Genomic DNA, 25,818 nt, shown 5'->3' with positions numbered 1-25,818 from the left:
ATTTGTGACCCACAGGGATGTGGGAAATGCGTTAGCCCGCAGGGAGCGGGCTTAGCGCTGGCCATCGCTCGTCGACTTTTCAGACATAGCCTATTCATGCCTCGCGAAACGCCTTCACCGCCTGGGGATCGAGACCTGAGACCTCGGCCGGCATATTCAATGACTCACGAGCCTGACGCACCCTCAGACGCTCGGCAAGGCGCTCGCTGTCGTCGTCCGGGGTGCGACCATTGAGTTCGGCCATTTGTTGCATACCCTGATGATAGAATGCCAGCAGATCCAGGGCGCGCGGATCATGACCCTCCAGCCCCGCCTCCCGTAGCGTCGACAGGTGCCCACTCACGCGCGCCAGATGATGCTTGAGCTCCCAGGCATAGCACTGATCCTGTAACCAAGGTCGTTCGCGCAGCACGGCCACCACTACACTGGTTGCCAGTAATCCCAGCAACACGCCCAGTGCATTCATGGCCAAGCTGGAACCGAATTTTGCAGTCAGCAGCTGCGAGAACAGAAGACCAAGAACTATGAACTGGGCCGCCACGATGATCGCCATGAGGCGTGACTTGCGACGAAACTGCTCGGGGTCGTGATATTCGAAGCGAAAATTCATGCCTGCCGTTACTCACTCGATTCGTTGCGCAAGCGCTCCGCCGCACGCCGCAGCAGATCGGCGGTGGTCTCCCATCCCAGGCAGGCGTCGGTGACCGATACCCCATAGCGCAGCGCGTCAAGATTCAGGGGCTGTTTGCCTTCATGCAGGTGCCCTTCCAGCATCACGCCTATCAGGCTAGTGTCACCGCCCAGACGCTGTGCCAGCACATCGAGCAACACCTCGCTCTGACGACGATGGTCCTTGCGCGAATTGGCATGACTACAGTCGACCATAATCCGTGGCTCGAGCCCTGCGTCCAGCATCGCTCGGCGGCAGGCCGCGACACTGACAGCATCATGATTGGGCTGTCCATGACCACCGCGCAACACGAGGTGGGTGTGCGGGTTGCCCTGGGTCTCGCGCATGATCGGTCGTCCCTGCACGTCCATGGCGAAGTGACATTGTGGATGAGCTGCGGCATGCATGGCGTCGATGGCCACATCTATTCCACCATCGGTGGCGTTCTTGAACCCTACCGACGCTTCGAGGCCACTGGTCAGTTCGCGATGCACCTGGGACTCGGTGGTGCGTGCGCCGATGGCTGCCCAGCTCAGCAGATCCTCGAAATAGGGAGCCGCCATGGGCTGTAGCAATTCGGTCGCCACCGGCAAGCCAAGGGCGGCGACATCCCGCATCAGTCGGCGTGACAGCGTCAGACCGTGGGCCATGTCGTCGCTGCCATCCAGGTGCGGATCATAGGCCAAGCCCTTCCAGCCTATCGTTGTACGCGGTTTCTCGACATAGACTCGCATGACGAGCTGGACACGGTCGGCGACTTCCTCGGCCAGTCCGGCGAGACGCTCCGCGTATTCGAGGGCCGCCTTGGGATCGTGGATCGAACAGGGGCCGACCACCACCAGCAGGCGATCATCACGACCGTCGAGAATGGCGCGTACCGCCTGGCGCTGGGCGGTGACCCGGGCACGAAGTTCGGCATCGACGGGAATCCTTAGACGCAGCTCCGCGGGGGTCGGTAACACCCGCTCATGGCTCGGGATACAACGTGACTCGATAGCAGTTTCGATCTTGGGTAATTGTGCGTTCATCATTCTAATTCCTGACCGGCTATGGGTGACATCGGGATTGTCGTGGGCCACCGATGAATTCCCGGCCAGAGGTGGCAGATTGCACCGACCGGGCGACGTTAAATCGCCAATAACCTTCGTCACGATAACCGGTTGTATCAGCACGGTAGGCGAAGGATAAGAGGGTCATGTGCAGTCTCCTTGAAACCTGTTTATGTCGCGAGTCGTGTTCATGGTCAATAAAAACCCCCCGATGGGGTTGCCACCGGGGGGTCAATGATTCAATGGAGGCAACCCTGCTGTTCAGGGTGCGCCTCTTGGTTCAGGTCATCTGGCTCAACTTCTCGGGACCTGACCGTCGGGCGCACCATCTCTAAACCAGCGCCAATATCCCGCCGGATAGCCGACATGCTCCACACCCGGCGAAGGCTGGGTTGTGATCACAATATGGCTACATTGGGCAGAAAGCATGGTCGTCTCCTAGATACCTTTTCTATCCTACACGGCTTGCCTGCGTTGGCAACCGTCATTCAAAATATTGGACCCAGACGATGGTCGCGGGCAAGGCACTCATGCCCAACAGTACTACCAGACCAAGAAAGAGAGACATGAAGCCGCTTTTGTCCTTGAAATTGGGATCGTATTCCGACATGTATTCGTCTCCATCAGGTGAGTGTAATCAGAGGGATTTATGATTTTAGCTTGTCACGGCAACTCTGACGACTCGCGCGGCGCGTAGGAAAAGACATCCGAAAACACGCGCTCGAGCTTGAGCCCCAGAGGCCTCAAGGTATCGATGCAGGCATAGACCATACCCGGAGAACCGGACAGATAGACATCGTATTCCGAAATATCCTGCAGATTTGCCGCCAGGGCCTGATCGATACGCCCCTGATGACCAAATACGCGCTCCTCATCGAAGCCTGCTTCTATAGGCGCTTCCGATACCGCGTGGAAACAGAAGTTGGAATGGGTTTCGGCCCACTCTCGCGCCAGGCTCTCGAGATAGAAGTCACGGCGTTCGCGCACCGCCCACCAGAATGATACCGGCAACGCCTGGTCCGCGGCGAGGGCGGCTTCCAGCAAGGCCTTCATCTGGGCGAAACCGGTACCGGCGGCGATCAGCAGCAGCGGACGCGAACTGTCAGGGTCCAGGCGACATTCACCGCCGGGCAAACGCACCCTCAGCACTCCGGACTTTAGAACCAATTCCCTCAATCGCTGGGAATTGTCGTGTTCCGGCCAGTGCTGAATATGCAACTCGATAGTGCCATCACCGCGGTGGGCGTTGGCGATAGAAAAGGGTACCCAGATGTCATCCTCGAGATTAAGTTCCAGGTACTGTCCTGGGGCATGGGCCATCGCTTCGGCGCGGCCTTCCAGATGTACACGAAAGACATCGGATGTCAGGTCTTCCACCGCGCTCACGTGACAGGTCAGAGTCCTTGCCGTCATGCTGTCCTCATAAGATTATCGAAGCGATTCATCGCTCTGTTGCGTTGGGCAAGACAATGCCCAGCTCTTCCCAGCGTGCATCGACGCTTTCCTTGACCGCGGCGTCCATCTGGATCGGCACTCCCCACTCGCGATCGGTCTCGCCGGGCCACTTGGCGGTCGCATCCAACCCCATCTTCGACCCCAGACCAGCTACCGGGGAGGCGAAATCGAGATAATCGATCGGCGTGTTCTCGACCATTACCGTATCACGCGACGGGTCCATGCGGGTGGTGATGGCCCAGATCACGTCTTCCCAGCATCGCGCATCGACATCATCATCGAGCACGATCACGAACTTGGTGTACATGAACTGACGCAAGAAGCTCCACACGCCCATCATCACTCGCTTGGCGTGGCCCGGGTACTGTTTTTTCATGGTCACGACCGCCATGCGATAGGAGCAGCCCTCCGGGGGGAGATAGAAATCCACGATCTCGGGAAACTGCTTGCTCAGGATCGGCACGAAGACCTCGTTCAATGCCAGTCCGAGAATCGCCGGCTCGTCCGGCGGGCGCCCGGTATAGGTGGAATGATAGATCGGATCGCGACGGTGGGTGATGCGCTCCACGGTAAAGACAGGGAAGGTCTCGACTTCGTTGTAGTAGCCGGTGTGGTCCCCATAAGGGCCTTCCGGGGCCGTGTCGTCGGGATAAATGAAACCCTCCAGCACGATCTCGCTTGATGCCGGCACTTGAATATCCGCATGCCCGCACCTGACCAGCTCGGTACGCGAGCCGCGCAGCAATCCCGCGAAGGCATATTCCGATAGCGTATCCGGCACCGGCGTAACCGCACCGAGAATGGTCGCCGGATCGGCGCCCAGGGCTACCGCCACGGGAAAGGGTTCGCCGGGATGCGCCGTGCACCACTCCTTGAAATCCAGCGCCCCACCGCGATGGGAGAGCCAGCGCATGATCAGGCGATTCCGAGAGAGTTTTTGCTGGCGATAGATTCCCAGGTTCTGGCGTTCCTTGTGCGGCCCCTTGGTGACCACCAACGCCCAGGTTACCAACGGCGCCACGTCGCCGGGCCAGCAGTGCTGGATGGGAATGCGATCGAGATCGACGTCGTCACCCTCGAGTACCACCTCCTGCACCGGGGCGCGCTTGAGCGTCTTCGGCCCCATGCTCATGACCTGGCGAAAGACCGGCAATTTGTCCAGCGCATCGCGAAAACCCTTGGGCGGCTCCGGCTCCTTGAGAAACGCCAGCAGCTCGCCCACTTCACGCAAGGCGGCTACCGAGTCCTGGCCCATGCCCAGCGCCACTCGCTTCGGCGTACCGAACAGATTTCCCAGCACCGGCATGCCGTGGCCCTTGACGTTCTCGAACAGGAGCGCCGGCCCGCCGGCACGCAGGGTGCGATCGCAGATCTCGGTGATTTCCAGATAGGGATCCACCTCGGCGGTCACGCGCGTGAGCTCGCCGCTCTTTTCCAGCGCCGCGATGAATTCGCGCAAATCCTTGTACTTCATGCGGTTTTCTCGCTTCCCAGACGACAGAAGAGGCAGCATAGCATGCCGCCCCTTCTTTCAATGCCTGGCCTGGTGGCAATATTCATCGAGGCTTTTACGAGGCCAGGTCTTTGCGAAGGCGCTGTGAACCCCTCCCTGGGCGCTACCTTTGCTATCTGACCGCCATGGATGGCGGGAATGCCGGAACTGCATGGAGCTTTTTCCGGCCATGAAAAAGGACCTTCGCGCCGACCTGGCCTCGGCGCCGCTCGTGCTGGAATTCTTCAGAGAAGACGTTGAAAGCTGGCCGTTGCGAGCGAAGACGAGACAAGGCGGAAAACGGCGACAGCACGGAGTTTACTTTAGTAAATGAGTAGCTTGAATCGTTTTCCAACGCCGTATCGTCAAGCGCAGCAGGTCAGAATCAACGTCTCTTCATGGCCTCGAAGAACTCCAGATTAGTCTTGGTATCCTTCAGCCGATCGATCAGGAACTCGGTGGCCGCGGTATCATCCATGGGATGAAGCAGCTTGCGCAGGATCCACATGCGCTGCATCTCGTCTTCCGAAGCGATCAAATCTTCGCGGCGGGTACCGGAACGGCGAATGTTGAGTGCCGGGTAGACGCGCTTCTCGGCCAGCTTGCGATCGAGATGAGCTTCCATGTTGCCGGTGCCCTTGAACTCCTCGAAGATTACCTCGTCCATCTTCGAACCGGTATCGACCAGTGCGGTGGCGAGAATGGTCAGGCTGCCGCCCTCCTCGATGTTACGCGCAGCGCCAAAGAAGCGCTTGGGCTTCTCCAGAGCGTGGGCGTCGACACCGCCGGTCAATACCTTGCCTGAGGACGGCACCACGGTGTTGTAGGCTCGCGCCAGACGCGTGATGGAGTCGAGCAGGATGACCACATCCTTCTTGTGCTCGACCAGGCGCTTGGCCTTCTCGATGACCATCTCGGCGACCTGCACGTGACGCGCCGGCGGCTCGTCGAAGGTCGAGGCGACGACCTCGCCGCGCACAGTGCGCGACATCTCGGTCACCTCCTCGGGTCGCTCATCGATCAGCAGCACGATCAGATGGCACTCGGGATTATTGCGGGTAATCGAGGTGGCGATGTTCTGCAGCATCAGCGTCTTGCCCGCCTTGGGTGGCGAGACGATCAGGCCACGCTGGCCCTTGCCGATGGGGGCGGTGAGGTCGATGATGCGCGCGGTGAGATCCTCGGTGGAGCCATTGCCGATCTCCATGAACATACGTTCTTGAGGAAAAAGGGGCGTGAGGTTCTCGAACAGGATCTTGTGCTTGGCGTTCTCGGGCTTGTCGAAATTGATCTGGTTGACCTTCAACAGCGCGAAGTAACGCTCGCCCTCCTTGGGCGGACGAATCTTGCCGGCGATGGAATCGCCCTTGCGCAGGTTGAAGCGACGTATCTGTGACGGCGAGACGTAGATATCATCCGGCCCGGCAAGATAGGAGCTGTCGGCGCTACGCAGGAAGCCGAAGCCATCCTGGAGAATTTCCAACACGCCATCGCCATAGATGTCTTCACCACTCTTGGCGTGCTTCTTCAAGATGGCAAAAATGATATCCTGCTTGCGGGAACGGGCCAAATTATCAATGCCCATCTGCTGAGTAATTTCCAGCAGTTCCGGCACGGTCTTTTGCTTGAGTTCGGTAAGATTCATCGGTTTGTTCAGAAGTTGCTCTTGTCAGCGTGGCGGCGTGCGCCGAAATAGGACAGGAGGCGGTGTTATACGCCGCACAATGCGTTCAGAGCCCTGAGGGTTTTCGCTCGCCAATAAGCATATTGGATGGCGGCTCCAGGGGAGACCATAATTGCTATCGGGAGAGGTACTGTTCTTGTTGCCTGATGTTATCAACCACAACCGATGTGTCGATAGGCATAGGTTGAATCAGTGGGCTACTGACGACTTGGAAAATTGATCGCAAAACGACCGGGAAGTATTTAGAACAGGCGAACGTCTCGATGTTAGTTAAGCTCGCCGCCAAACGCAAGCCCTGTCGTCAAAGAGTAGACATAATCAGAGCCTCGAGCTGCTCTTCATTGACGGCTCCCACACGCGAGGCTTCGAGATCGCCATCGACGAACATGAACAGCGTCGGCATACCACGGACATTGTACTTGTGTGTCGCCTCGGGATATTGGTCGATATCGATGAGATAGCAGCGACATCGCGCCGCGTGCCGCTCGATCACCCTCTCTAAACGAGGTATCAGCGCTTGACAAGGAGCGCACCAGTTAGCAGTAAAAACCACTAGCGTCGCACCGGGAAGTACCAGCACATCTTCCAGCGCCGTATCAGAAAGCCATTCCATGGCGCTATCAGTCATCTTCATCCTCGTCCCACCTGTTTATTGCGCAATGCCATTGAACGATGCACATGCACGATTGACAAGCTCTGTAGCGCCCAGCAACCTTGCAACATCACCAGTACAGGGACAGCGTATGAGCAGGATGCCACAGGCCGAGGTAAAGCAGCCACGACGTCTGGCGGCTATCGATCTAGGCTCCAATAGCTTTCATCTGTTGGTTGCCAATTATCAAAATGACCAGTTGCAGGTCGTCGCCAAATTGGGCGAGAAGGTACAGCTGGCTGCCGGCATCGATGAGGATGGTAACCTGAACGAAGCCGCTATGCAGCGCGCGCTTGAATGCCTGACTCGCTTCGCCTCCTTCATCGAGGACATCGCTTCGCCTGACCTGCGGATCGTAGGCACCAATGCGCTGCGCGCTGCCTACAATAGTGAGGTGCTGATCGAGCGTGCCGAAGAATTGCTGGGTCACGAGATCGAGATCATCGCCGGGCGCGAGGAGGCTCGTCTCATCTATCTCGGGGCGGCCCACGCCCTGGCGGATGTCCACGGGAAACGGCTCATCGTGGATATTGGCGGCGGTTCAACGGAGTTCATCATCGGCGAACGCTTCGAACCCTTGGTGCTGGAAAGCCTGCACATGGGCTGTGTTACCTATACCCGACACTTTTTCGGCGATGGTGATATCACTGAAAAACGCTTTCGCCAAGCCGAACTGGCGGCACTGTCTGAACTTGCCAATATCCGACGTCCTTATCTTGAACTGGGCTGGTCCGACCCGGTGGGCTCGAGCGGCACGATCAAAGCCATCGCATCGGTACTCACCGCCAAAGGTGACAGCCCTGAAGGAATGATTCGTGTGGAGGGGTTACGCGCCCTGCGCGACCAGGTCATTGAGTTCAAGCAGCTCGACAAGGTTGCCATGGCAGGCCTGAAGGAGGATCGTGCCAAGGTCTTCCCGGCAGGCCTGGCCATTCTCTGCGCGATCTTCGAGGCCTTCGACCTGACCCACATGCGCTACTCGGATGGCGCCTTGCGTGAAGGCGTGCTTTACGATGTCGTCGGTCGTAACACCGCCGAGGATTCGCGGCTGAAGACCTTGCATGGTCTTCAGCGCCGCTACAGCATCGAAACGCGCCAGGCCAATAATGTAGCCACTAGCGCCGCCATAGCCTTCGATCAGGTACGCGATGTCTGGAACCTCAGCAATGTACAACGCCAATTCCTGGTCTGGGCTGCCTGGCTGCACGAGTTGGGACTCGCCGTGTCACACAGCAAGTTTCATCGTCATGGCGCCTATCTGATCGAAAACTCGGATCTGCCCGGCTTCTCACGCCCCGAGCAGCGAGCGCTGGCATTTCTGGTCCTGGCCCACCGCCGCAAGTTTCCGCACAAGGAGCTTGCGGCGCTGCCGCGTCTGGTGCGTTCGCACTATGCTCGGCTTGCACGCCTGTTGCGTCTAGCAGTGCTTCTCAACCACTCACGCCCGGAACAGCCCATTCAGGACTTCGTTCTGCGCGTCGAAGACGAAGCCCTGCATCTCTCGCTATCCAATGAGTTATCGGAACGAATGCTGCTGCTCGACGATCTCAGACAAGAAAGCCGCTATCAACAAGCTGCCGGCCTCCTTCTGGAAATCGATCAGCTCACGACAGAGGCCTGACCGGTCTGTCTCCACCCTTGAGCAACAGCGACGCCTAGCACCGCCACCAGGACACCCTCATGCCAGGCCAATAATTGCCGAGAGCGCTGCCAGGGCGGGATAGCCGCCTCCTGGAGGAGGCGCTTGACGTCCCGTCGACCGCGACCCGCCACCCTCAACGACTCGCCACCACGGCGCAAGGTCAAGCGCAATGCAGCTCCCGGCGCTCCATTGCTGGGAAACAGACCTTGTTCGATGCGCCCCACCGGGGTCATCAATCCGGGCCGACCATCCCAATCACATTGCCAGTGTGCCGGTAGCTCGCTCATAGGCGCCTGCAGGTACAACCTGTCGCGCCAGCAACGCGCTTCAGCACCGGGCCAGACGACCCGTACCTGGGCACCGTCCCGAGCATCGAGTTGTTCGAGCAAGGTGGCCAGTCGCGCCGCCGGTGGCGTGGGCAGCTCAAGTCGCTGGCACGCATGACGGATCAACAGCCGCTGGCGTGGTGCGGATAGCGTTCTCAGTGCCTCAATCCGCAAACGGTGCGGCTCGCCCCCGGCCGCTGCGAGATCCAGTGCCGCCAGCTCGTCGAGTAGTTCATCGGCTTCACCGGCCAGATGGGCGCTCTGGGCGAGCGAACGAAGGGCCTGTGACCAGCGGGATGTCAGTAATGGCATAACCCTGTGGCGCAGGAAGTTACGATCAAGATCGATGTCTGCATTGGTCGGGTCCTCGATCCAGTCGATATCCAGCTTCCGCGCCACACCCTCGAGCTCACTGCGCGAACGCTCGAGCAACGGGCGCATCACGCACCTACCCTGCCACTCGCGTACCGATGGCATGCCCGCCAGACCTCGCACCCCACTGCCACGTAGCGCAGCAAGCAACAGCGTCTCGGCCTGATCATCCGCGTGCTGGGCCAGCCATAGGCTCTCGCCTTCCCGCACTCGCCGTACGAAGGCCGCATAACGGGTCTCTCGAGCCGCCGCCTCGATCCCCTGGCCTCTCGCATCAACCTGCACCTGCTCAACGAATAGCGGCACACCAAGACGCCCACACAGCCTGCGACAATGCCACTCGAAGTCGATGGCAGCGGACTGCAGCCCGTGATTAACATGCACGGCGTAGACGGGACGAGGAAATCGATGGGCGGCACGCGCCGCCAGCGTCAGCAGTAGGCAAGAATCCAACCCACCGGAAAGCGCCACCCAGACGGGCTTGTCTGGAGGTGACTGCGCAAGCGCATTGGCGATCAAGGAGTCAGGGGACATGGAGTAGGCAATTATCCAAGCCCAGAAGTGGGCTTCGAGCAGTTATCGAAAAGATAACCTGGTCAAGATAGCGGCATCGCGGGCAACTGCACACCTTGCTGATGAGCGATCGAACCCGCTTCGAGCGATGGTCAGGCCAGGCAAAAACCGGTGAGAAAGCGGAGTTTACGTTAGTGAATGAGCATTTCGACCGGGCTGGCGCACCAGCCGGTTTTTAATGCTGCACGATTGAGTACAGAAAGGCGAGCGCAGAAAGGGTCGTTAACTCGGAGCGCCGTAGCTCATCAGGCGTTCATAACGTCTTTCCAGCAATGCCTCCGTCTCCATTCCCTGCAACCGCTCCAGGCTTTCCAGGAGTTTTTCCTTGATGCGGTCCGCTGTGATCTGCGGGTAGCGATGCGCCCCACCCAGCGGTTCATCGATCAATGTATCGACGAAGCCCAGCTCCTTGAGGCGTTCGGCGGTGATGCCCATGGCCTGGGCCGCATCGGAGGCCTTTTCAGCACTCTTCCACAGGATCGAGGCACACCCCTCGGGGGAGATGACCGAGTAGGTCGAGTATTGCAGCATCTGAAGCTCATCGCAGACCCCGATGGCCAGGGCACCACCAGAGCCTCCTTCACCGACGACGGTGGAGACGATCGGCGTCTTCAGCCGTGACATCACCGCCAGGTTATAAGCGATTGCTTCGGACTGGCCGCGTTCTTCGGCGCCGATACCGGGATAAGCCCCCGGTGTATCGATGAAGGTCAGCACCGGCATCTTGAAACGCTCGGCCATTTCCATCAAACGACAGGCCTTGCGGTAACCCTCTGGCCGCGGCATGCCGAAGTTGCGGCTCACCTTGTCGTGCACGGTACGACCTTTCTGATGGCCGATGACCATCACCGGCTTGTCATCCAGCCGCGCAACGCCTCCCACGATGGCGGCGTCATCGGCGAAATGGCGGTCACCATGCAGCTCATCGAAATCGCTGAAGATGGTCTCGAGGTAATCGAGGGTATAAGGGCGCTGCGGGTGACGCGACAACTGAGATACCTGCCAAGGCGTCAGGTCGCGGAAAATCGACTCGGTGAGTTTCTTGCTCTTCTCTTCGAGCCGTGAAATCTCGTCACTGATATTGATCTTGCTGTCATTATCAACCAACCGCAGTTCTTCAATCTTGGCCTGCAATTCAGCGATCGGCTGTTCGAAATCCAGATAATTGGGATTCATAGCGCATCTGCTTGTTGAAATAGGCAGCCGGTATCATTGGCTGTGAGTCATATACCTGTAATCCCATACATCCATGCTTGTGACTAGCTGTCTATAGGGTTGTACATTTTATGGCTCGCTGTAGGTGCGCATTATCGCACCTTGATTCGATCACGCAAGACAAGGAGATGACACAGAGATCATCCACGGTATTTCAGGCGTACTCCGTCTTGCCCCTCGACCTCGCGTAGCGCGATCATCAGCTCGTCCGCAGGCGATACTCTCCAGTCGCTTCCCAATTCCAGCCAGCCGCTGGCCTCGGCGTTACGATACCGAACCCGTACCGGCAGACCGGCGTCATTACGCCAAGGGTCGAGACTATCCCGCAGGCTGGAAATGAAACGACCATTGAGGCGTCGACCATCCACCGATAGCTCCAGCGCCTCACCGTACCGGGCGCGTGCGTCCATCATCAGGGTGAACTCCTTGCCGCGTAGGCGCAGCCCACCGGAGAAGTCATCGCTCTGTACCTCACCTTCGACGATCAGCACCTGATCCGGAGTCAGGGAACCGCGCACCTGATCGAATAGCTCGCCGAACAGAGAGGCCTCGATACGCCCGGTACGATCGTCCAGGGTCACGAAGGCCATGGTATCGCCGCGCTTGGACTTCATGGTGCGCATCGCCACCACCAGCCCGGCGACGCGCTGAGGCTCACGGGACGGCTTGAGATCGCGAATGCGGGTCGAAACGAAGCGCGCAAGCTCGGCCTCGTATTCGTCGATGGGATGCCCGGTCAGATAGAGCCCCAGGGTGTCTTTCTCGCCGGCCAGACGCTGTTTGTCGCTCCACTCCCGGGCATTGCGATAGGCTTGATAACCATCACCGGCCTCGGGTTCGGCGAAGGCCTCGCCGAACATGTCGATCATGCCCAGATTGGCGTTGGTCGAACTCTGGGCCGCCGCCTTCAAGGCATCCTCCAGGGCCGCGGTCAGCACCGCCCGGGATGGCCCTAGATTATCCAGCGCGCCGGAGCGGATCAGGGCCTCCAGGGTGCGCTTGTTCAGCCGTTTGGCATCGACGCGGCGGCAGAAATCGAACAGATCGGCAAACTCACCGCCTTGGCTGCGAGCCTCGACGATGGCGCCTATCGGCCCTTCGCCGACCCCGCGAATCGCCCCCAGACCATAGACCACCCGCCCCTCGGTATCGACGGTGAACTTGTAGCTGCCCATGTTGACGTCCGGCGGCGTGACCGTCAGACCGAGACTGCGGCACTCCTCGATCAATGGCACCACCTTGTCGAGGTTGTCCATTTCCGTGGACAGCACCGCCGCCATGAAGGGCCCCGGATAGTGGGTCTTGAGCCAGGCGGTCTGATAGGAGACCAGCCCGTAGGCCGCGGAGTGGGACTTGTTGAAGCCGTAACCGGCGAACTTTTCCACCAGGTCGAAGATGTTGCCGGCGAGATCCTCCTCGATGCCGTTGGCGGCGCAGCCCTCGAGGAAGCCGGCGCGCTGCTTGGCCATTTCCTCCGGCTTCTTCTTGCCCATGGCGCGGCGCAGCATGTCCGCCTGACCCAGGCTGTAGCCCGCCAGCACCTGGGCGATCTGCATCACCTGTTCTTGATAGAGAATGACGCCGTAGGTGGGCTCGAGCACCGGCTTGAGCCAGTCGTGCTGATAGTCCGGGTGCGGATAGGACAGCTCGGCGCGACCGTGCTTGCGGTTGATGAAGTCGTCCACCATACCGGACTGCAGCGGCCCCGGGCGGAACAGCGCCACCAGGGCGATCATGTCCTCCAGGGAGTCCGGCAGCAGGCGCTTGATCAGCTCCTTCATGCCCCGGGATTCGAGCTGGAAGACCGCGGTGGTCTCGGCCTTCTTGAGCATGGCGAAGGTCGGTGCATCGTCCAGCGGGATGCTGGTGATATCCAGCGGCCCCACGCCGTCCCGAGCCCGCACCGTATCGACCATCTCCAGGGCCCAGTCGATGATGGTCAGGGTGCGCAGGCCGAGGAAGTCGAACTTGACCAGCCCTGCCTCCTCGACATCGTTCTTGTCGAACTGCACCACCAGACCGTTGCCTTCCTCGTCGCATAAAAGCGGCGAGAAGTCGGTGAGCTTGGTCGGGGCGATGACCACGCCCCCGGCGTGCTTGCCGGTGCCCCGGGTAATGCCTTCGAGCTTGAGCGCCATGTCCCAGATCTCCTGGGCTTCCTCGTCGCCGGTCAGGTAATCGCGCAAGGCCTCTTCCTGCTCATGGGCCTTGGCCAGGGTCATGCCGACCTCGAAGGGAATCAGCTTGGAAAGCTTGTCCCCCAGCGAATAGGGCTTGCCCTGGGCACGGGCCACGTCCCGCACCACCGCCTTGGCGGCCATGGTGCCGAAGGTGACGATCTGGGAGACCGCGTTGCGGCCATAGCGCTCGGCGACATAGTCGATGACGCTATCGCGCTTCTCCATGCAGAAGTCGACATCGAAGTCCGGCATCGAGACCCGCTCCGGATTCAGGAAGCGCTCGAACAGCAGATCGTATTCCAGGGGATCGAGATCGGTGATCTTCTGGGCGTAGGCTACCAGCGAACCGGCACCGGACCCCCGCCCCGGCCCCACCGGCACATCGTTGTCCTTGGCCCACTGAATGAAGTCCATGACGATCAGGAAGTACCCCGGAAAGCCCATCTTGATGATGATGTCGAGCTCGAAATCCAGACGCTCACGATAGGTGGGCTCATGCTCGGCGCGATCGCGACCCGCATAGATCGCATTGGGCCCTTCGAAAAGCTGATCGAGACGCTCGGTCAGGCCGTCATGGGAAATCTTGCGAAAGTACTCCTCCAGGGACATGCCCTCGGGGATGGGAAATTCCGGCAGGAATATCTCGCCCAGGCGCACCTCGACGTTGCAACGCGCCGCAATCATCACACTGTTTTCCAGCGCTTCGGGAATGTCCGCGAAGAGCTCCGCCATTTCCGCCGGGCTCTTGAGATACTGCTCTTCGCTGTAGCGCTTCTCTCGGCGCGGATCGTCCAGCGCTTTACCCTCGCCGATGGCGACCCGCGTCTCGTGGGCCCAGTAGTCTTCCCGCGAAAGAAAGCGCACATCATTGGTGGCCACCACCGGCGTACCGGTGCGGGCGGCCAGGGCCACGGACAGGTGCACGCACTCCTCGTCGTACTGACGTCCGGTACGCTGCAGCTCCAGATAGAAACGATCTGGGAAATGCGCTTGCCACTCACCGAGCAGTGTGTCGGCATCGTTCTCGTGGCCTGCCAGCAGGAAACGCCCGATCTCGCCCTCCCGGGCCCCGGAAAGCGCGATGAGCCCCGCGCTTTGTTCGAACACCCAGTCCTTCTTCAAGATCGCCAACCCCTGGCGCTGGCCTTCGACCCAGCCGCGCGAGATGAGCTCGGTAAGGTTGCGATAGCCCTCGTCATCCATCGCCAGCAGGGTCAGTCGGTATGGATGACCTGTATCGTAAGGATTTTCGAGCCATAGATCGGCACCGATGATCGGCTTGAGGCCAGCCCCCTGAGCCGCCTTGTAGACCTTGACCAACCCGAAGAGGTTGGCCTCATCGGTGACAGTGACCGCGGGCATACCGGTTTCGACGGTCGCCTTGACCAGGGGCTTCAGGCGCACCAAACCATCGACGAGAGAGTATTCGCTGTGCACACGAAGATGGACGAAGGGGGTAGTCATAAATCGGACTCGTTGCAAAGCATGAAATCGACGCGATGTAGCGTTGCGCCTAAAGAATATCGAGCAGCTTTCTCACCGGCGCAAAGGAGCGGCGATGCTCGGGAAGTGGCCCAAGCCGGGCCAGGGCCGCCAGGTGTTCGGGGGTCGGGTAGCCCTTGTGGCGTGCAAACCCATACTCAGGGAAATGCTTATCAAGCGCCACCATCTGCGCATCCCGAGCCACCTTGGCCAGGATCGAGGCCGCGCCGATCGCCGGATGACGGGCATCGCCCTTGATCACCGCCTGCCCGGGAACATGATGCCCGGGCAGGCGATTGCCGTCCACCAGCAGATACTCGGCAGCGACCTTCAAACCATCGATGGCTCGGCGCATGGCCAAATGCGTCGCGTGGTAAATGTTGAGCTCATCGATTTCTACAGGGGATGCCTCAGCCACCGCGAAGGCCAGCGCCTGACTGCGGATCTCGGCATCCAGGGCCAAGCGGCGTTTTTCGGTGAGCGCCTTGGAGTCGCCGAGCCCGGTGATGACACGCCGTGGGTCGAGAATCACCGCCGCGGCGACGACCGATCCGATCAGCGGGCCGCGGCCGACTTCATCGACACCGGCCAGGCGCTCCCCCGCATAATCGATGATCAGAGGAGGAAATGCCTTGGCACTGCTGTGCTTCTGCTTGACCGACGTCCTCATGGTCGTTCGATCCGTCTCGATTGTCATGAGATGCTCTCTAACTTCTTTCTAGTCGCTTTCTATTGGCTATCAGGCTCTTGAGGCAGCACTTTCGCGGGAAGGGGTCGCCTATCGGCCACCGCAATCACCGCTTCCGCTGCGCGTTGGCTGGCGCCACGCTGCAGGGAAGCATGCATCGTGGCGAAACGTTTCTCCAACGCCTGGCGGGCCTCGGCGTCCTCGAACCATACGGCCAGATGATCGGCGATCGCCTCCGGTGTCGCTGCCTGCTGAATCAGCTCTGGTACCAGGGTTTCCTGGGCGATCAGATTGGGCAGCGAGATCCATTCGGTCTTGACCAGATACTGCGCCAGCCAGTGAGTCGCCGGTGCCATCTTGTAGGCCACCACCATGGGCCGATGGCACAGCATCGCCTCCAGAGCCGCCGTACCGGAGGCAAGCAGCACGGCGTCGCTTGCGATCATGGCCTCGCGGGATTGGCTATCCAACAAATGAGTACGGTGACTCAACTGCGGGTAGTCGGTCAGCAACGTTTCCAACTCCTCGCGCCGCTGGGCGGAGGCCGCCGGAATCACCAGTTGCAGATCGTCGACACGCTGGCATAGACGTTCGGCGGCATCACAAAAGGTCGCCCCCAGAAAGCGGATTTCATTGGCCCGGGAACCGGGAAGGATGGCCAGCAGCGGCGCGTCCAGACTCAACCCCAGTGCGCGGCGAGTCGCGTCGCGCTCGTTGACCAGCGGCATGTCATCGGCCAGCGGATGCCCGACGAAGGCGACCGGCACCTGGTGGCGTTCGTAGAACGCGGCTTCAAAGGGCAGGAAGGTCAGGATGGCGTCCACTGACCGGGCGATCTTCTTGACCCGCCCCTGGCGCCAGGCCCATACCGAGGGGCTGACGTAATGCGCGGTGGGAATGCCTGCCTCGCGCAATTGTCGCTCGAGCCCCAGATTGAAATCCGGTGCATCGATGCCGATCATCACGTCCGGACACCAGCGCATGGCATCACGCTTGAGATGACGACGTACCCGCAGCAACTCGGGCAAATGCTTGAGCACCTCGACCAGCCCCATCACCGACAGGGTTTCCAGCGGATAGAGGCTTTCGAGGCCCTCGGCGATCATGCGCGGACCGCCGATACCACGAAACTCGATATCCTCCTGGCGGGCCTTGAGGGCCTGCATCAATCCGGCACCGAGAATGTCACCGGACAGCTCGCCGGCTACCAGATAGACACGCATCCCTAGCGCGTGATCCCTCGGGTGGAGGCTCTCAAGGAAGCAATGAAGATGTCTAGCTCCGGGAGTCTGGCATTCTTTGCATCGAGTTGCTCGAGTGCCTGCTCCAGGGTCAGCCCTTGGCGATAGACAATCCGATAGGCATCGGTCAGCGCATGCAATGCCTCTCGCGAAAATCCGCGGCGTTTCAGTCCTACCAGATTCAGACCATGAGCCTGGGCCGGATGGCCGTTGATCATCAGATAGGCGGGCACATCCTTGGTGACGATGGAGCCACCGCCACACATGGCATGCTCCCCCACGTGGCAGAACTGATGTACTGCGACCAAGCCACCAAGAATGACGTAGTCACCGATCTTGACATGACCGCCGAGGGTCACCTGATTGGCGAGGATGCAATCGTCACCAATCACGCAATCGTGCCCGACGTGCGTGTAGGCCATGAACAGGTTACGACTACCGATGGTGGTCACACCGCGATCCTGAACGGTGCCGCGATGCAGCGTTGCCCCCTCACGAACGATATTGTCGTCACCCATCTCCAGGCGCGTCGGCTCCCCGGCGTATTTCTTGTCCTGGCAATCTTCGCCGACCGAGGCAAACTGAAAGATACGCGTACGACGGCCGAGGCGCGAGGGCCCTTTGATCACTACATGCGATCCGATGCGGCTACCGGCACCGATTTCGACGTCCGCACCAATGACGGTGAATGGGCCAATCTCCACGTCGTCGGCGAGTCGCGCAGAGGGATCGACGATGGCGTTGGGGTGAATCAAGCGACCTTCCTCTCGGCACAGATGATGTCGGCCTCGCAGGCCAGTTCGCCATCGACGGTGGCACGGCAGGCAAACTTCCAGATCCCTCGTTTACCACGAATCACCCGCGCCTCCAGACGCAGTTGATCACCGGGCATGACCGGGCGCTTGAACCGCGCATTGTCACTCCCCACCAGGTAGTAGACGTAGCCATCTGCGGGCAACTTGTTGACCGTCTTGAAGCCAAGGATACCGCAGGCCTGAGCCATCGCTTCGATAATCAGAACGCCGGGCATGATGGGATGGTGCGGAAAGTGACCATTGAAGAACGGCTCGTTGATGCTGACATTCTTGTACGCGACGATCATTTCGCCTAGTCCGAGCTCTACCACACGATCCACCAGCAAAAAGGGATAGCGATGAGGTAGATATTCTCGGATCTCGTTGATATCCATTACCATCGGTGCAACCTCTAAAAGTACGTAATGCCCGCCCTCAATGGGCAGACATCGTTTGGCGAGTCAAAGACGGCCAGACTCGGCGGTGGATTATAGCGCCATCTGTGATATCTAGCAGCCGTTTACTCGCTCCGCCCGTGATGACGTTCGAGCCGTGTCACCCGCTTGGCGATATCATCGAGCTGCTTGAAACGCACGGCATTCCTGCGCCATAAGCTGTTATCCATGGCGCCCGTCCCCGACGAGTAGACTCCCGGCTGGGTAATGGAGTTTGTCACCAGGCTCATGCCGGTGACCTGTACGCCATCGCAGATCCTGAGATGCCCGGCAAGTCCTACCCCACCGCCGAGCATGCAATGGCGACCCACCTTGGTCGATCCGGCGATCCCCACACAACCGGCCAGGGCGCTATGGTCACCAATCTGCACGTTGTGCGCGATCTGCACCTGACTGTCGATCTTGACGTCGTCGCCGATGAGGGTGTCACCCAGCGCACCACGGTCGATACTCGAACAACTTCCCACCTCGACATCATCACCCAGAATGACGCCGCCCAACTGGGCGATCTTGTGCCAGCGACCACCATCGTGGGCGAAACCGAAACCATCGCCGCCGATGACGCACCCACTGTGCAGAATCGCTCGTTCACCGACGACCACACCGTGACAGACCGTCACGTTGGCATGCAGTCGCGAACCGGCACCGATGATCGAATCCATGCCCACCACACTACCCGGGCCGATGACCACATCGTCGCCCAACGTGACGCCCGCCTCGATCACCGCCTGAGGACCGATCTCGACATTGCGACCCAAGGTCACATCGCCAGCGACGAACGCCGTGACATGGATGCCGGAGGGCTCTCGGGCCAACAGCGGGTCAAACAGTCGCGAGAGCTGGGCGTAGGCAAGATAGGGGTTATCGAGCTCGAGGCGTGCCGTGGTGTCGGGGCATTCACCGGCATGGGCCGGATGCAAAAGAACCGCGGCGGCTTGCGTCTCCAGTAGGTACTTGAGATACGCCTTGTTCGCCAGAAAGCTGATATCGGAAGGCCCCGCATCACTCAGTGTGGCAAGCCTGCTGATGCGTCGATTGCCATCGCCAACCAGGGTGGCTCCTAGGCGTTCCGCCAATTCAGCCAGTGAAAATGAGAGGCAGTTGGTCTTGTTCATGATCGTGTGCCAGCCCTGCGGTGCCCGATATCGGTTGACGTTGTGGCCCTGTCGTATGCTCCAGCACAGGCAGGGCCATCATCTGCCAGCGGCTGGCTCAGAATGTCTGGCCAAGAGAGAACTGGAAGGTCTGGGTATCGTCTCCGTCCTCATCGTTGAGAGGATTGGCCACACTGAACGTGAGCGGCCCCACCGGCGTCAGCCAGGTCAAGCCCAGACCGACACTGTAGCGAAGGTCACCGATATCCACGCCGCTTTCACAGTTCGACGTAACCCCATCTGGCACATCATAACATTCGGTCAAATAAGTGTTACCGGCATCGAAGAACACGCTGGTCTGCAGTGAGCGGCGATCCTCCACCCAAGGGAAAGGATAGATGAGCTCGACCGTGCCCTCTACCAGCACATTGCCGCCCAGGGTGTCATCGTCACCGAAGTTGCTGGCGGTGGTCTTGGGCCCTAGAGTATTGCCGGTAAAGCCACGCACCGAGCCCAGCCCACCGGAGTAGAAGTTCTCGTAGAACGGATAGGGGTCGTTACCGATACTGTCGGCGTAGCCCAACTCGGTGCCGAACTTGAGCGACCAATCGGGATTCAGCTCGAACAGCTTCTGCCCGCGGTAGCGCACCTTGTAGTACTCGGCATCGGAACCCGGCACTGCGGTTTCCAGGGAAACGCGCTGATAGCTGCCATCCGTCGGCATGATGCCGCGATTGAGCTTGTTGCGTGTCCAGCTGGCAGTGAGCTTGTAGCTCGTCGCATCTTCGCCCTGGGTATTGGTGTACTCGACGATTTCCGCCGGCGTGTCCCGATACGTCTCGATCGACAAGTCTTCGAGACCGACACCGAAGTTGAGCCGGCTGTACTCGTTGATCGGATATCCGAAGTCGATACTGCCACCGTAGGAATCGGTGGAGTAGGTCGAGACGTCAGAGTCCTCGTAATCGGTTTCGCGATAGAACAGGTTGTAACCCCGCGAAATGCCATCCAGGGTCCAGTAAGGATCGGTAAAACCGAAATTCACGCTGGTGAAGGTGTCGCTCTTCTGCGCGCCGACATTGACCTGGTTACCGGTCCCCAGAAAGTTCTTCTGCGCCAGCGAGGCACCATAGATGATTCCGGCACTTTGTGAATAACCGACACTCGCCGAGATCGACCCCGAGGGCTGCTCCTCGACGTTGTAGGTGACATCGACCTGGTCCGACTCGCCGGCGACGGGACGTGTCTCGACATCGACCTGACGGAAGAAGCCGAGGCGCTCCAGGCGCTGCTTGGACTGGCTGATGCGATCGGTGGAGGCCGGCGCACCCTCCATCTGGGTCATTTCGCGGCGCAACACCTCATCCTGGGTCGTGGTATTACCCTCGAAATTGATGCGGCGTACATAGGCACGACGGCCCGGTTCCACCAGGAAGGTCACATCGACCGTGTCGCCGTTTTCCGCCACATCGGGAACGCTTTCGACATTGGCAAAGGCATAGCCTTCGGCGCCAAGCTGCTGACGCAATGCCTCGGCGGAATCGGTCAGCGCACTGCGCGAATAGATCTCGCCGCTTTCGGTGGTGATCAGCGAACGCGCCTCTTGCTCGGGAAGCGTCAGTTCGCCGGCAAAATTGATCTTACCGATCCGGTAACGTTGGCCCTCGTCGACGTTGACGGTGACGAATATCTGCGAATTGTCGGGGCTGATCGCGACTTGAGTCGACGTAATTGCAAAGTTGACGAAACCACGATCCAGATAATAGGAACGCAGGGTTTCCAGATCACCGGAGAGCTTTTCACGCGAGTATTCATCATCGGAGAACCAGCCGAAGAACCAGCCCGGCCGATCCTCGAGCTCGATCAAGTCACGCAACGTCTCATCGGAAAACGTCTGATTACCGACGATGTTGATCTGACGAATCTTGGCGACCGCCCCTTCATCGACCTCGATATTGACCTGAACCCGGTTACGATCCACCGGTTCGATGGAGGTATCGATACTGGCACTGTAGCGCCCCTGGGAGTGATAGAGCTGCTCGAGCTGACGCTGCACCTCGTCCAAGGACGCACGCTGCAACACCTGACCTTCTGCCAGCCCTGCTTCCGCCATGCCCTTGCGCAAGTCCTCATCGGCGACCTGGGAGTTGCCCTCGATCTCGATGCGGGATATGGAGGGCCGCTCTTCCACCCGGATGATCAGTACGTCGCCATCTCGCGCCAATTGAACGTCGTCGAACAACCCGGTTGCGAACAACTCCTTGGCGGCGGCGGCCAGTTCGCGATCGTCCACACGCTCGTTGGCGCTCACCGGGAAGGCATTGAACACCGACGCTGCCGAAACCCGTTGCAGGCCTTCGACACGGATGTCAGAAACAGTGAAGTCGGCCGCCAGGGCCGTCTGGGTGCTTAACGTCAGTAATACCGCCAATCCGATGGTCTTAAATTTCATGCAATCGCTTCGCTCGAGTTGTTCCGCCGGCTCGCTGAACAGGCACCTTATACATTTCCCGGGGTGACTGACAAGCGTGGTCACACTGCTCATCAGGTGTTTGCCTCGGGACGATGGACGCCAGCGGCGCCACAGTTGTCGATACGTCGGTCACAGACGCATCAGATCAAAATAGATCGCCATCAGCATCAAGGTGCCGACCATGGCCATACCGATACGCAACCCGACCGCCTGGACCTCTTCGGATACCGGTCGGCCACGAACGGCTTCGATCAGGTAATAGAGCAAATGACCGCCATCGAGCACCGGGATCGGCAATAGGTTGAGCACACCGAGACTGATCGACAGATACGCCATGAAACTGATGAAGCTTTCGAAACCGCTGCGGGCGGTATCACCGGCAATGCGTGCAATGGTGATCGGCCCGGAAAGATTGGAGGGTGAGATCAAGCCCACGAGCATCTTGCGGATCGAATCCAGGGTCAATACGGTCATGTCAGCCGTGCGCGTCAGAGCGCGCCCCACGGATGCCAACGCGCCATAGCGAATCTCACGCTGGTACTCTTCGGGCCAGGAGACCGACTCGACACCGGCCCCGATATAGCCCATCACTTCACCCTGGACCTCGCGCTGGCCCGGGGTCAGGGTGAGGTCCAGGGTCGCTCCATCACGCTCGATGCGCAGTGCCAAAGATTCGCCGGGACGCGCACGGACGACCTCGACGAACGCCATCCAGCTAGTCACTTCATTGCCATTCAGCGCCAGGATTCGATCGCCGGCTTCGAGCCCGGCCCGGGCGGCTGCTTCACCCTCGAGCACCTGCCCCAGCACTGGCGGAATAGTCGGACGCCAGGGCGCGATGCCCAGGCTCTCCAAAGGCTGTGGGGGATCCTGACGGGCCAACCAATCGGAGACTTGAACCTGATGACTGCGCGCTTCGCTGCTGTCACTATCGCGCGTTGCCACCTCGAGCGTGCCATTGAGGCCAATCAGCGATATCAGTTCGAGATTGACGTCTTCCCAGGAGCGAGTGCGATCATTTTGTATCGACACGATTTCCTGCCCCGAGCTCAACCCGGCGCGGGCTGCCGGGGAGTCCGGCGCCACCTCACCGATGACTGGCGCAATCGCGGTGGTACCAATGACGAACAGCAACCAATAGGCCACCACCGCCAGCAAGAAGTTAGCCAAGGGTCCAGCCACCACGATAGCGATACGCGCCCAGACACTCTTGCGATTGAAGGCCAGATGCTGCTCCTCGGGAGCGACCGGCGCTTCGCGCTCATCGAGCATCTTGACGTAACCGCCCAAAGGAATGGCGGCAATGGCGAATTCCGTACCCCGGCGGTCGAACCGCGACCACAGCGGCTTGCCGAACCCCACCGAGAAGCGCAATACCTTGACGCCGCAGCGGCGTGCGACCCAGAAGTGACCGAACTCGTGAAAGGTGATCAGCAGTCCCAACACCACGATGACCGCCAGCACGTTCTGTACCACGCTCATATGCATTCCTCTCTGGTCAGCGTGTCAGATACCGCTCGGCGACACGACGCGCCCTTGCATCCTCGTCAAGTATCACTTCCAGCTCGTCCGCCCTACCTACGTCACAGGCTTCAAGTACCGACTCGACGACCCGGGCGATACCGGTAAATCCCAGGCGTCCATCAAGGAAAGCCTCGACTGCTACTTCGTTGGCCGCATTGAGCAGCGCTGGCGCCGTGCCACCTGCAAGCATAGCGTCACGGGCCAGGCGCAAGCAGGGAAAGGCCGCCTCGTTCGCAGGCTCGAAGTCGAGTCGCGCCACTCTGAATAAGTCGAGACGCTCGACACCCGCCGCAATGCGATCTGGCCAGGCCAGGCCGAAGGCGATCGGCGTGCGCATGTCCGGATTGCCCAGCTGGGCGATCACCGAACCATCACTGTAGGCGGCCATGGAGTGAATCACGCTCTGCGGATGCACGACGACTTCGATCTGCTCAGGGCGCGCATTGAACAACCAGCACGCCTCGATCAACTCGAGCCCCTTGTTCATGAGGGTAGCGCTGTCCACCGAAATCTTGCGCCCCATCGACCAGTTGGGATGGGCACAGGCCTGTTCCGGGGTGACGCTCTCCAACTGGTCGGCGCTCCAACCCCGAAACGGGCCACCGGAGGCGGTGAGCAGCAGTTGGGTGACACCTGCATCGGCGAGGCCATCACGTCCTCCCGAAGGTAGACACTGGTAAATAGCATTATGTTCGGAATCGATGGGCAGAAGCACGGCATCATGACGCGTCACCTCTTGCATGAACAGCGCACCGGACATTACCAGCGCTTCCTTGTTGGCCAGCAATACGCGCTTGCCGGCACGCACCGCCGCTAGAGTAGGCAACAGACCGGCGGCACCGACGATGGCCGCCATCACCACATCCACCTCGGCCGCCTCGACCACTTCCAACAGTGCCGCCGCGCCGGAACGCACTTCGGTAGCGAGCCCGGCACCGTGCAGTTCAGCGCGCAGCCAAGCCTCATCGCGATCATCCGCCAGCACCGCCAACGTGGGTCGATGAATTAGACATTGATCGCGCAGCGCTGCGCTGCTGGTGGAGGCCGTCAGCGCATGCACACGAAAGCGATCGGGATGTTGGCCCAGCACATCGAGAGTGCTGGCACCGATCGACCCGGTCGCACCGAGTACGGTGACCGTTTGCACATTGGAAGCGAAGGAATCGTTTAGCACGATCTTCTCACCCCCACAGCCGCAATAAAGCGAACAGCGGCACTGCAGCAGTGAGACTGTCGATACGATCGAGCACGCCGCCGTGACCGGGCAACAGATCGCCGGAATCCTTGATACCGCGTAGGCGCTTGAACATGCTTTCCATCAGATCCCCAAGCACCGATACCAGGGTGACGACTATCGTCGTGACTATCAGTCCCAGACTCCTGCCGAAACTCAGTTCGAGGACAACGGCGAAACCGATGGCCAGCACCGCGGTGGCGATCATACCGCCATAAACGCCTTCCCAGGATTTGCCGGGACTCACGGCCGGCGCCAGCTTACGCCGGCCAAAACGGCGTCCGGCGAAATAGGCCCCGATATCCGCCAGCCAGACCATCAACAGCACATAGAGCAACCATTCGGCGCCGCTCGAGCGCAACTGCACGAATCCGATCCAGCAGGGCAATAGTACCCATAGCCCGGTCAGCAAACGCAGCCACGAATGAGACCATTGCTTCAGGCTCTCGGGATAAGTCGCTATCCAGTAGAAACTCACCAGCCATCCAAGTAGCGCAATCCATAATGGCCAGGTCGCCATCATCACATTCATGTGCCAGGCAGCCAACATCGCCATCGCCAGTACCAGTACATAGCCCAGCCGCGGGCCGAGCCGCTCGAAACCGGAAAGGTTGGCCCATTCCCAGGCAGCCAGTAACACGACGGCACCGGTGAAGAGCGCGAAGGCGCCGCCGGTCAGTCCGAACAGTCCCAGCAAGGCCAGAGGAATGAGCACCATCGCGGTCAGTATGCGTTGTTTAAGCACCCTGGGCCTCTATCTGTTCCTGGGTCATACCGAAGCGGCGTTGGCGATTCAGGAAATCATTGATAGCGTCGTCGAAGGCATCGGCATCGAAATCCGGCCACAGCAGCGGCGAGAAATGAAGTTCAGAATAGGCTAGCTGCCACAGCAGGAAATTGGAGAGACGCTGCTCGCCACTGGTGCGAATACATAGATCGACCGGTGGTGCGCCATTCAGACCGATTTCATCATCCAGGCGCTGTTCATCGATATCCTTGGCACTCAGCTCACCGGCTTCGACCCGTTGTGCCAGGCGCTTGGCGGCCCGGGCCACATCCCAGCGCCCGCCGTAATTGGCGGCAATGATCAAGTGCAAACCACTATTATGACGCGTCAAGGCCTCGGCACGCTGGATATGCTGCTGAATAGACCGGGAGAACGCCTCACGCTCACCAATGATCGTCAGGCGAATATTGTTGTCGTGAAGCTTCTTGACCTCTCGCTTGAGCACCATCAGGAACAGCTCCATCAGCGCATTGACTTCACCTGCAGGACGCTTCCAGTTTTCGCTGGAAAAAGCGAACAAGGTCAGAACGCCTACCCCGCGTTTAGCGGCGCGGCGAATGACGGCGCGCACCGGCTCGACACCGGCTCGATGTCCGCGCACGCCGGAAAAGCCCCGGGCCTGGGCCCAGCGGTTATTGCCATCCATGATGATGGCGACGTGATGCGGTATTTGAGGGGACTGCGGTGACGTCATGATAGCTCGCACGGAGAAATGAACACGAACGACGAATCAGCC

The 25,818-nt window shown here is 59.9% G+C and carries 21 protein-coding genes; 1 reads left to right on the top strand and 20 read right to left on the bottom strand.

The genetic code is table 11. From position 1 onward, the window contains the following. Positions 1-94 precede the first annotated feature (94 nt). The 7 genes from ACPF7Z_RS05625 to ACPF7Z_RS05595 all read right to left on the bottom strand — a co-directional run bounded on the left by ACPF7Z_RS05625 (position 95) and on the right by ACPF7Z_RS05595 (position 6,984). Positions 95-610, bottom strand: coding sequence for a DUF3087 family protein (locus tag ACPF7Z_RS05625; protein ID WP_425192206.1), 516 nt, complete (start codon positions 608-610; stop codon positions 95-97). A gap of 8 nt (positions 611-618) precedes the next feature. Further along, positions 619-1,698, bottom strand: coding sequence for a 3-deoxy-7-phosphoheptulonate synthase (locus tag ACPF7Z_RS05620; protein WP_425192205.1), 1,080 nt, complete (start codon positions 1,696-1,698; stop codon positions 619-621). Positions 1,699-2,203: 505 nt separating this feature from the next. Then, complete coding sequence (locus ACPF7Z_RS05615) at positions 2,204-2,329, bottom strand: hypothetical protein (protein ID WP_425192204.1); 126 nt, start codon at positions 2,327-2,329, stop codon at positions 2,204-2,206. Positions 2,330-2,382: 53 nt separating this feature from the next. Beyond that, positions 2,383-3,132 (bottom strand): NAD(P)H-flavin reductase, encoded by a 750-nt coding sequence (locus ACPF7Z_RS05610; protein ID WP_425192203.1) that lies wholly within the window; start codon positions 3,130-3,132, stop codon positions 2,383-2,385. Between the two features lie 28 nt (positions 3,133-3,160). Further along, positions 3,161-4,648 (bottom strand): 4-hydroxy-3-polyprenylbenzoate decarboxylase, encoded by a 1,488-nt coding sequence (gene ubiD / locus ACPF7Z_RS05605; RefSeq protein ID WP_425192202.1) that lies wholly within the window; start codon positions 4,646-4,648, stop codon positions 3,161-3,163. Positions 4,649-5,051: 403 nt separating this feature from the next. Beyond that, on the bottom strand, positions 5,052-6,311 hold the full coding sequence (gene rho / locus ACPF7Z_RS05600; protein ID WP_425192201.1) for a transcription termination factor Rho: 1,260 nt from the start codon (positions 6,309-6,311) through the stop codon (positions 5,052-5,054). Positions 6,312-6,651: 340 nt separating this feature from the next. Continuing rightward, positions 6,652-6,984 (bottom strand): thioredoxin family protein, encoded by a 333-nt coding sequence (locus ACPF7Z_RS05595; protein WP_425192200.1) that lies wholly within the window; start codon positions 6,982-6,984, stop codon positions 6,652-6,654. Between the two features lie 109 nt (positions 6,985-7,093). Between ACPF7Z_RS05595 and ppx the strand changes: the two genes are divergently transcribed. Continuing rightward, on the top strand, positions 7,094-8,623 hold the full coding sequence (gene ppx, locus ACPF7Z_RS05590; protein ID WP_425192199.1) for an exopolyphosphatase: 1,530 nt from the start codon (positions 7,094-7,096) through the stop codon (positions 8,621-8,623). Here ppx and tilS read toward each other — a convergent pair. The 13 genes from tilS to uppS form a co-directional block, all read right to left on the bottom strand. After that, positions 8,602-9,876 carry a tRNA lysidine(34) synthetase TilS gene (tilS, locus tag ACPF7Z_RS05585; RefSeq protein ID WP_425192198.1) on the bottom strand — a complete coding sequence of 425 codons (1,275 nt, stop codon included), beginning with the start codon at positions 9,874-9,876 and terminating at the stop codon, positions 8,602-8,604. The two genes, ppx and tilS, sit on opposite strands and share 22 nt — an antisense overlap. A gap of 261 nt (positions 9,877-10,137) precedes the next feature. Beyond that, positions 10,138-11,091: an acetyl-CoA carboxylase carboxyl transferase subunit alpha gene (gene accA, locus ACPF7Z_RS05580; RefSeq protein ID WP_425192197.1), complete on the bottom strand. Its 954-nt coding sequence runs from the start codon at positions 11,089-11,091 to the stop codon at positions 10,138-10,140. Between the two features lie 179 nt (positions 11,092-11,270). Continuing rightward, positions 11,271-14,774, bottom strand: a complete 3,504-nt coding sequence (dnaE, locus tag ACPF7Z_RS05575) for a DNA polymerase III subunit alpha (RefSeq protein WP_425192196.1) — start codon at positions 14,772-14,774, stop codon at positions 11,271-11,273. Between the two features lie 49 nt (positions 14,775-14,823). Beyond that, a complete protein-coding gene (gene rnhB / locus ACPF7Z_RS05570) occupies positions 14,824-15,462 on the bottom strand; it encodes a ribonuclease HII (protein ID WP_425192293.1) in 639 nt (212 codons plus the stop codon). Positions 15,463-15,521: 59 nt separating this feature from the next. Further along, on the bottom strand, positions 15,522-16,703 hold the full coding sequence (gene lpxB, locus ACPF7Z_RS05565) for a lipid-A-disaccharide synthase (RefSeq protein WP_425192195.1): 1,182 nt from the start codon (positions 16,701-16,703) through the stop codon (positions 15,522-15,524). A 2-nt stretch (positions 16,704-16,705) separates the two neighbouring features. Beyond that, positions 16,706-17,476 (bottom strand): acyl-ACP--UDP-N-acetylglucosamine O-acyltransferase, encoded by a 771-nt coding sequence (lpxA, locus tag ACPF7Z_RS05560; RefSeq protein ID WP_425192194.1) that lies wholly within the window; start codon positions 17,474-17,476, stop codon positions 16,706-16,708. Beyond that, the gene (gene fabZ / locus ACPF7Z_RS05555; protein ID WP_425192193.1) at positions 17,473-17,916 is read right to left on the bottom strand and encodes a 3-hydroxyacyl-ACP dehydratase FabZ; all 444 of its coding nucleotides are present in this window, start codon (positions 17,914-17,916) and stop codon (positions 17,473-17,475) included. Before fabZ ends, lpxA begins: the two co-directional genes overlap by 4 nt. Positions 17,917-18,035: 119 nt before the next feature. After that, positions 18,036-19,085: a UDP-3-O-(3-hydroxymyristoyl)glucosamine N-acyltransferase gene (gene lpxD / locus ACPF7Z_RS05550; protein WP_425192192.1), complete on the bottom strand. Its 1,050-nt coding sequence runs from the start codon at positions 19,083-19,085 to the stop codon at positions 18,036-18,038. A 97-nt stretch (positions 19,086-19,182) separates the two neighbouring features. Beyond that, complete coding sequence (bamA, locus tag ACPF7Z_RS05545) at positions 19,183-21,516, bottom strand: outer membrane protein assembly factor BamA (RefSeq protein ID WP_425192191.1); 2,334 nt, start codon at positions 21,514-21,516, stop codon at positions 19,183-19,185. 150 nt (positions 21,517-21,666) lie between these two features. After that, positions 21,667-23,019, bottom strand: a complete 1,353-nt coding sequence (rseP, locus tag ACPF7Z_RS05540) for a sigma E protease regulator RseP (RefSeq protein WP_425192190.1) — start codon at positions 23,017-23,019, stop codon at positions 21,667-21,669. Between the two features lie 16 nt (positions 23,020-23,035). Then, the gene (gene ispC, locus ACPF7Z_RS05535) at positions 23,036-24,235 is read right to left on the bottom strand and encodes a 1-deoxy-D-xylulose-5-phosphate reductoisomerase (protein WP_425192189.1); all 1,200 of its coding nucleotides are present in this window, start codon (positions 24,233-24,235) and stop codon (positions 23,036-23,038) included. A gap of 7 nt (positions 24,236-24,242) precedes the next feature. Beyond that, positions 24,243-25,040 (bottom strand): phosphatidate cytidylyltransferase, encoded by a 798-nt coding sequence (locus ACPF7Z_RS05530; RefSeq protein WP_425192188.1) that lies wholly within the window; start codon positions 25,038-25,040, stop codon positions 24,243-24,245. Further along, positions 25,033-25,776, bottom strand: coding sequence for a polyprenyl diphosphate synthase (uppS, locus tag ACPF7Z_RS05525; RefSeq protein ID WP_425192187.1), 744 nt, complete (start codon positions 25,774-25,776; stop codon positions 25,033-25,035). The genes ACPF7Z_RS05530 and uppS overlap by 8 nt, the downstream gene beginning before the upstream one ends. Positions 25,777-25,818 lie beyond the last annotated feature (42 nt).

It is taken from the genome of Halomonas sp. GXIMD04776 (assembly GCF_049808615.1).
Taxonomy (GTDB): domain Bacteria; phylum Pseudomonadota; class Gammaproteobacteria; order Pseudomonadales; family Halomonadaceae; genus Modicisalibacter.
The sequence above is the reverse complement of the archived record's forward strand: the minus strand, read 5'-3'. Positions and strand labels throughout refer to the sequence as shown.